Origin of the sequence: Nocardia sp. NPDC058497 (assembly GCF_042720195.1) — a bacterium.
In the GTDB taxonomy this organism is placed as follows: Bacteria; Actinomycetota; Actinomycetes; order Mycobacteriales; family Mycobacteriaceae; genus Nocardia.
Genome location: NZ_JBHXMY010000787.1, coordinates 1 through 2,227, shown reverse-complemented (window position 1 = coordinate 2,227; position 2,227 = coordinate 1). Strand labels below are relative to the sequence as shown.

The 2,227-nt window shown below is 70.9% G+C and carries 3 protein-coding genes; all 3 read right to left on the bottom strand.

Annotated elements, in window-relative coordinates:
* Positions 1-971 (bottom strand): hypothetical protein (locus ACFWPJ_RS30955; RefSeq protein WP_378856783.1); only part of this gene is annotated, 971 nt, incomplete at its 3' end.
* Positions 972-981: 10 nt separating this feature from the next.
* Positions 982-1,806 (bottom strand): ABC transporter permease, encoded by an 825-nt coding sequence (locus tag ACFWPJ_RS30950; RefSeq protein ID WP_378856781.1) that lies wholly within the window; start codon positions 1,804-1,806, stop codon positions 982-984.
* 29 nt (positions 1,807-1,835) lie between these two features.
* Positions 1,836-2,227: DUF4162 domain-containing protein (locus tag ACFWPJ_RS30945; protein ID WP_378856779.1), on the bottom strand; the 392-nt coding region annotated here is incomplete at its 5' end.

Sequence of the window (2,227 nt, the reverse complement as noted above, 5' to 3'; positions counted from 1 at the left end):
ACCGCGGGGAGGTCGGCGCGTTCGCCCGCCCGGTAGGTGACGCTGATCGGCAGGCCGGTGGTGGCGTTGGCGCGGGGATCGTCGGCGACGCGCATCGAGTGGGGGATGTCGACGCGGACGTCGGCGCCGTCAGCGATGCGGCCGCTGCGTCCGAGCAGACCGACGGCGACGCCGATCAGCAGGCCGTTGGTGGTGCCGCCGTTGGCGGCGGCGACCGCGTCCCAGTCGGCGAGGTCGACCTGGACGATCGTCTCGGCGGCCTGCCAGGTCTCGGCGTGTGGCAGGCGGGGCTCGGCCGGGCGCGGGTTGCGGGCTGGTTCGCTGACGCCACGGGCGCGGCGCGCGGCGCGCACACCGCGGGCGACAGCGCGCAACTGTCCCCTGGCATCGGCGAGGTCGGCGGCGAAGCGGCCCGCGCCCGCCACCGGGCCGACCAGATTGCCCGCACTGGCGGCGCGGTCGGGGGTCTCGCCGCGATTGAGCCGGTCGAGGGAATCGACGATCGCGTGCATCATGCCGCCACCGTCACAGGCGACGTGCGAGGCGACCAGGGTGACGACGGTGCCACCGGACTCCGTGTGCGCGCCCGCGAGCTGCCACACCAGCCCGCGCTCGGGGTCGAACTCCACCGCGGCCTGCTCGAGGAACCACTCCAGCACCGCGTCGTCGGGCAGCGGCGTCGCCGACCAGACCAACGGCAGGGACTCCTCGGCGGGCTCCCAGTGGGCCCGCGCGATCGGGAACCGGGTGGTGCGAACCCGGCGGGCGATGAACCCGGTCGCCAGATGCCCGTGCCAGCGCTGGAGCAACTCGGGGTCCAGGCGCTCGTCGAACCGGTAGGCAAGCTGGTTGACCAGGGCGTTCGGGTAGAGGCTGTGCAGTTTGAAGAACAGGTCGTCGTCGGCGGTGATCCGGTTGAGGCCTGCCGGTCCGGCGGTGACGGCCGCGGCGGCGGGGGAAGTGACGGTCATCGGGAACTCCTCATCGGGAACGGAGAGTGCGCACGGTCAGCGGCGCGAAGACGGCGACAACGACCACCGAGGCCACCAGCGACCAGCACGCGTCGGCGCCGACGGTGCCGTGGGCGGCCAGCTCACGCACCGCGGAGACCAGGTAGGACACCGGATTCACATTCGAGACGTGCTGCATCCAGGTCGGCATGGATTCCTCGGGAACCAGGGCATTGGAGGCGAAACCCAGGAAGGTGAGCACCAGCATGCACATGCCCTGCACCGCCGCGGGCCGGGCGACGGTGGCGCCGATGAACGCGAACAGCCAGCTGATCGCGGTCGTGGCGAAGACGACCAGGACGGCGCCCGCCAGGAATCCGGCGGTGTGCTCGGGCCGGTAGCCCATGCAGAAGCCGACGATCACCACCGTCGTCGCGGCGATGAGATAGCGCACGGTGCCCGCCAGCAACGCTCCGGCAACCGGTGCTGAGCGGGCGATCGGCATGGCGACGAACCGGTCGAACACACCCGAATGGATGTCCTCGGACAGCTGCACTCCGGTGGCGACCGAGGAGGTCAGCACGATCTGCACCAGCACACCGGGAATCATGATCGGCAGATACGCTTCCATGCTGCCAGCGATGGCGGTGCCGAAGATGCTGCCGAACAGCACCGGTCCCACGATCGGCAGCAGGATGGCGTCGTAGAGCAGCTGCGGACTGTGCCGGAAGGTGAGCAGCCCGCGCCAGGCCATCATCAGCGAATGCTGCAGGGCGGCAAGCGCACTGACACGGGTGACCCGCGGGGCGCGCACGACCTGGGTGGTCTCGGCGGCGGTCTCGGTGGTGAGAGTCATGGCGGTTCTCGAACTTTCCCGGAGGGTGGTCACGCCACGCCGACGCGGTCGGCGGTCTTCGCGTGCCCGGTCAGCGACAGGAACACCTCGTTGAGGTCGGGCCGGTCGACCGCGAAACCACGCAGGGTGATGTCGGCGGCGCGGCAGGCGGCGACGATGTCGGCGCCGAGCGCGACATCACGCAGGGCGACGGTCAGCATGCCGGTCGAGGAGCCCTCGGGGATGTCGCCGGTGAGGTCCTGGATCAGCGTTTCGGCGCGGCGCAGGTCCGCGGTGTCGGGGATGTCCAGGCGCAGAACCTGTTCTCCGATGGACGCTTTCAGCTCGGCGGCGGTGCCCTCGGCGACGAGCGTGCCGCGGTCGATCACCGCGATCCGGTCGGCGAGCGCGTCGGCTTCCTCCAGATACTGGGTAGTCACTG

Excerpts from the sequence above, each read along its gene's own strand:
- ACFWPJ_RS30950 (WP_378856781.1), bottom strand. The coding sequence starts at position 1,806 with ATGACTCTCACCACCGAGACCGCCGCCGAGACCACCCAGGTCGTGCGC.